This is a genomic window from Pseudopedobacter sp. (assembly GCF_040392825.1).
In the GTDB taxonomy this organism is placed as follows: Bacteria; Bacteroidota; Bacteroidia; order Sphingobacteriales; family Sphingobacteriaceae; genus Pseudopedobacter.
In genome coordinates, this window is record NZ_JBEBVH010000236.1 from 1 (window position 1) to 6,359 (window position 6,359).

Sequence of the window (6,359 nt, forward strand, 5' to 3'; positions counted from 1 at the left end):
GGTTATATATAATATTATTATAGAAATGGTAAGTGCGTATACTGGACTGGCTGTCTTCACGAATAATAGTTGGAGACAAAGAACTGTCTACATAGAATACATTGTTGTAAATATAAGCACTGGTAAAAGGAAAATTAATTCTAACAAGATTTCCTTTATCATTCTGGCTTATATTATAACGTACTATAATGTTATCATCTCTTTCATCAGGAATGAACCACATTAAACCGTGAGCGTTATCATGACTGTAACTATACTGCCATATCGTACCGGGACTTCCTAAATCGGCATCATATAAACTTCCATCACCTCCCGGGGAGCGGTTAAGGTAGCCTTCGTTATACTGAAATACAGTACCTTTAGCCCCATAAGTAAAAATTGTATTTCCGGTTGTATCCAATGCTGTTTCGTAACACAAATTACGCTCTACTATTCCTCCTTCAACTGTTCTCAGAAGGATGGCATTTTTAGATATGTGATGGATAATATTATTTCTTATAGCAATATTGGTAAATTTACGACGCTCCCAATCGGGTGTTTCCGGATAATTAAAACCTGCTCCCCGTTCTCCCGGTGTACGGAAATGGATACCCTGATTCTGCACATGATATATCTTGCAACCTTCAATTAAAACATCGTCGAAACGTGTGTCTTTTACGTCATCAGAAATTGTTCTGAAAAGCACTCCTGCTGTTCTTGCACCATTATCACTAATACCTTTTATATGATGTATATCTAAATTTTTAAGATGTATGTGCTGAACCAATCCATGCTCCTCTCCAAATACCTCTACCCCATTTCTATCACCCATTGCGGAGGCATCATTAGTAAGCTCCAGATTGTTGATCTCCCAAAAAGACTGGTTATGTAAAGTGAGTGCTCCACCTAACGCTCCATTGGCATTAATTAATGGCTTTTCGCCTGAACCATATTTATCAATTATAACAGGTTGTCCTGTAATTCCTGAGCCTTGTGGCTTCAGCTGTCCTATCCAGACACCGTCTGCTTTGAATAGAATTTTTGCTCCCGGACCAAAGACTGTAGCATTAACGGCTGATAACGTTTTCCATGCTGTTTCTGGTGAAGTCCCATTATTGTTATCATTTCCATTTTCTGCATCAACGTAATATACAGAACGGAACAAAGACATATCGATTGGTTTACTTATAGCCCATTCTTCTATTCCTACCGACTCATTCACATTATTTGCCAGAAAGTTAAGCCTTGACGTTTGCACTGTACCTCCTCTTCCGGGATCTACATCTCCTTTACTGATAATAGACCAACCGGGACTTGACTGGTTAGCAAGAATCAAGGTATCCGTTGCAGACTGTCCGGTCAAAGAGAAGAGTTCTACACGCCAATTACGGCCAATTCTTGTTGCCGGCGGTCTGCCTGTTGTTTTATATTTATATGCGACATATAGGTGCTTTCCGCTTACTATCAAATCTGAAATATCCTGTTTCCCTGCCGCTGTCAAAACTCCTGCATCTACTTTTGGAAAGACAAATCTGTTACTGATATCTGTCCATGTAGCTGCTGTTACATCTGTATAGGTATTATTACCATTAAAGTCTGTAGAGGCCAAAATGGTTATTTCCCGAGGATCTATCTCATAAGAATTAAGTACACGGGTAGAAAAAGATAAACTATAGCGTGACAGATTTATTGGCCTACTAACCGCCCATTCATCTATTGCAACACTTTGATTCACGTTATTTGCTAAAAAATTAAGTCTTGTAGTCTGTACTGTGCCACCTCTTCCGGGGTCTACATTTCCCTGACTTACTATGTTCCAACCAGCATTGGTATGGCTGGTAAGTTGCCTGCTGGCATAAGTATTTTCTGATTCCAGTGAAAAAGCTTCTACACGCCAGTTTCTACCCATTCGCTCTGCTGGTGGCAGTCCTATTGTCTTATACCTAAAGGCAATAAAAATTGGTTTACCTTCTTCCAAAAGATCTGTAATATCATTTACTCCTGCTGGTGTAAGACTGCCCGTTTCTGATACCGGAAATGTATATCTGTCGCTGATATCAACCCAGGTAGCTGCAGTTACATCTGCATAAGTATAATTTCCATTAAAATCTGTCGAGGCTAGAACAGTTATTTCACGAGGGTTTAACTCATAGGAGTTAAGCACACGAGTAGAAAAAGATAAATTTAAAAACGATAAGTTTACTGGTTGACTTATGGCCCATTCATCTATACCTACGCTTAAATTCACATTATTTGCCAGGAAATTTAGTCTGGATGATTGTACTATTCCCCCTCGTCCCGGATCTACATTTCCCTGACTCACCATATTCCAACCGGCACTGGTATGATTTGCCAGCTGTCTTGTTGCATAAGGGGTTTCAAATGCCAGGGAATAAGACTCTATACGCCAGTTTCTGCCTATTTTTGCTGCAGGTGGTACACCGGTTGTTTTATACCTGAAGGCTATATAAAAAGGTTTGCCGTTTTCCAACAAATCTGAAATGTCACTTATACCGGCAGGACTAACAACTCCGGAATCAACTGATGGGAAAGTAAATCTATTACTAATATCTATCCATGTAGCTCCAAGAACGTTACCATAATCATACAAACCATTAAAATCTGTAGATAATAACACTTGTATTTCTCTGGGACTTGCTGTGTATGTATTTAACACGCGAGAAGAAAAAGACAAATTGATCTCTCCGTTTATTGCATACGTTTTTTTACTTGCTATTAATAAGATAAATAATAGCAGGTATAACCACTGGCTTTTTTTTAAAGGTAAAATTTCATTTTTCATATTCTACTTTTATAGTTTACAATAATCAATCTTGTGGATCTAAACGGCCTGTTTTTTCTAACTGGTTATTTTTCACAATCCTTACTGTCTGATCTGTTAGCTGTTCTGCCTTGATAATAGTATCCTCTTTCTGATAGGGTACATAGATATAAACCGGATTTACCTGTTGCTTCGCTACTATTTGCTGCTGGTTAACTTTCGCAGAAGCTATTGCTCCTGTAATATCCATTTCAAAAGAGGTCCCTGGCCGGGCAGGGAAATAGAGATAATAGGTAGCACCTTTTTCTGTTTTGAAACTAATCGGATTTTTCTCGTCCAGTAAACCTGTATATACCTCTTCTCCGTCTGACTTTTTAATTATACAGGAGAGGAACAACGAACCATGTTTCACTTTTCGCGTATGCAGCTTTATGTCTTCATTTTTTTCTGAATGAAGAACGATTAGATTCTTATCCTGTAAAGGCAAGTTCTTTCGACTTATATTTTCAGGTAAAGCTTTATCGATTACAAAAGGTATGTGTTTTAATCTTTCTACATCTCGTTTTTTCCAGCCCAGCAAAGCTTCGGGAAAATGGAAAAATGCATTATTCTTTTTTTGCAGTATTTCATTAATTTGCGCGGTTGTACGCGATAAAGGGGAAGAGAATTGCGCTGGCAAAAACGCGGCATTCCGCAGTCGCCATTGCAATACCGCAAGGTTATCTTCTATCATTGTTAAGCGCTGTTGTTGCTCCGCATTCATATTTTTTGATTTTGCATTTAGAAATAGCCGGTCTAAATCTGCATAGTGTGCTCCATATAAATCACGGAACATAGCATCATTAGGTCTTGAAGCAATGATTTTATCTTTTGAATATTCGCGATAAATATCTTCCAGCTTAAGATAAAATTTCTCCATTTCAGCTCCTGCCGCTTCACCGTAGGCATGGTACAACCAATCCCGCTGAACATCATAAGCATTCAGTTTTGGATTCCAGCTCATTTTGGCTAACATATAATTAGCAATTGCAGTATTGCTCCAGGATGGTGTACCAAATAGATAAGTTCCCCTGATGTTATTTTCTACCAATCCGGAGAAGATAAAATTCAATATTTCTGCGGCGGGTGGCGTTATTATACCTGTACTTCCGGAAAACCTGTCGTAATCTTCTGTGATACGCCATAAATTAAAAGCATTGGAAATATCATAATAAACCCATATTTCAGGTGCTACTTTAGCCCATGAGCGCATGACATGCTGCCAGTCTTTCTTATTTTTTTCGTGATAAAGCCTGAACCCATACGTTATTGAACTGGGCGCTACAACCGGTATGAAGTTGTCTGGCAGTTTCATCGCTACTTTCGTTGGCGGATAGAGATAGGAATCATAAAGATAACCTGCTAACTTTCCTTGCGGATATTTTTGCTGCACTATTTTTGCCACATCATGATAAAACTTTAAAACAAGTGACGACATTCCCGGATACTTTTCTCCCGGCTGTGGCGGATCGTAAAGGGCTTTACTTTCTGGACTCTCACTCCATCCTCTTGAATCACTTGGTGAAAGTGAATAAGTTTTCGAAACTTTATTCTTTTTAAGTTCTTCTACTGCTCTGTCTGCAAAAAACTCAATCAATTCCGGATTAGTCGTTTCCAGTTTATAACGAAAACCGGGTTTGGGCCTTTTTCCATCTTTCATGGCAAACCAATCCGGATGTTTTTCATAGAGATTCTCCGGTACGGTTTCTTTCCAGTTATGACCATGCCATAAATTAACAGAATAGCCTAACTTTTGGTACTGCTGCCATTCCAGCACAGACTCAGAACTATTTATCATTGTCCATGAAGCGTCCAGATAAGGCAATCGGCGGGAAATAAATAAAGGCGCTTCGGTACGGTTGATATTCTCTAAAATAAGCCGCTCTTTTTTGTCAACAACCTTTCCCAACTCTCCCGGCATCAGCCATCTTGCTCCCATATAATCTTCCAAAAAGGTATAAACGCCATTGGCTGTACCATTGCTTGTACCTCCATCTTTTGTTGTTTGCCCATCTGGAGTATCTTTTCCCAGAATAAAAAGATTGCCGTTTTTCAGTAAAATATAAAAGCCATCTTCTTTTAAATCTTCGACCTTTATACCTGCCTGGCGAGCCTGTTTTGTATCTCCCAGACTGATAAACGGATTATTGTTGGGCTTGCTGTTATCTTTATACATTGGCAACTGAACGCCTGTACTCTTTTGGAACATGTACAGAAACTCTTTAGCCGCAGTTTGTACAGCAACCGGGGCTGTTACAGGAATAAGCACCTCATAACTGCTTTTGCCATTTTGAGCTAATATGTTTTGGGCATAGATTGTTTCTATTCCTAAAAAACAAAAAAGGCACAGTATAGCTATATTTATCAATCTCATTTTAAACGTCTTATTTTTATATTTCTGAAATAGGCTTTGTCTTTATGGTCTTGTAAAAGGATATAACCAAATATCGACTCTCCATAAGTTGTCTGATACTCTTTGAATTTTGTATTTGCCACCAGTTTTCTGAATTCTTCAGAACCTCTTTCATAGCTTAATACTTTTTTCCCGTTGATCCAATGCTCGACATTTTTACCTTTCGAGATGATCTTAACCTGATTCCATTCGCCGGGTTTATTGAGCATTTTATCTTTTGGTGCATATAAAAGATATAATGATCCTGTGCTTGTTTCGGGACTTTTATTATCTTTTACGGTTTCATGTTTATAATCATCTATTAACTGAAATTCAGGTCCATTCAGTTCTATTTTCCCTTTTCCGTTTTTCAGTTCCGATACAAAGTATTTTATACCTGTATTGGCCGAATCTGCCAGCTTATAGTCCAGCATCAGCTCAAAGTCCGAAAACTGCTCTCTGGTGATAATATCTCCCCCTTTTCGTCCCGGCAATAGTACTAAAGCTTCGTTTTCTATTGTCCAACCCGCTGCAGGAAATTTATCTCCTCTGATACTCCTCCATCTTATGTTTGGATCTTTTCCATCAAAAAGCAATTCCCATCCAGCTTCTTTTTCTTTATCTGAAAGGCTATTGAAAGCTGATTTCACCTGAACTTCTTTAGCCTTATGTTTTTTATTTTGCAACAGAAGCATTCCATCTGCAAAACGTCTTCCATATTCTGCTGCCGATGGACTATTGAAATGCGTACCGTCTCCTTTATGCCATAATCCTTCTGAAGAAACTATTGTCGTATAAGATACCTTTACCGGCAGCTTGGGCAATTCTTTATTGATATACTGATAATTGTCACGGTACATAGCTAATTGCCCCACCACAAAGGGTAATTTAGGGTTCCCAACTTCTTTTCTAATTCTTTCTATCAATTCTGCCAGCTTATCCACATAAGTCTGTGAGGATTTTACTCCGCTGTCTCCCTCTCCCTGATGCCATATAACCCCTTTGATCACCCCTTTTTTCATGGCTAGTTTAATTCTTAGTAATGCATCGTCATAAGGGTGTTTATTGGTTACACTGTCATACCCGCCCGGAACCCATTTCCTGATAGCGGTTCCTCCCACAGCACAAGGTACCAAACCTATTGTTACTCCGGGATTAGCTTCTGCC

General features: G+C 38.9%; 3 protein-coding genes. All 3 read right to left on the minus strand.

Annotated features, from left to right (window positions below):
* Positions 1 to 2,782: DUF5017 domain-containing protein (locus ABWO41_RS14355; RefSeq protein ID WP_353139446.1), on the minus strand; the 2,782-nt coding region annotated here is incomplete at its 3' end.
* A gap of 25 nt (positions 2,783 to 2,807) precedes the next feature.
* Positions 2,808 to 5,174 (minus strand): DUF4838 domain-containing protein, encoded by a 2,367-nt coding sequence (locus tag ABWO41_RS14360; protein ID WP_353139449.1) that lies wholly within the window; start codon positions 5,172 to 5,174, stop codon positions 2,808 to 2,810.
* Positions 5,171 to 6,359 (minus strand): 3-keto-alpha-glucoside-1,2-lyase-like domain-containing protein (locus ABWO41_RS14365; RefSeq protein ID WP_353139452.1); only part of this gene is annotated, 1,189 nt, incomplete at its 5' end. The genes ABWO41_RS14360 and ABWO41_RS14365, both read right to left, overlap by 4 nt.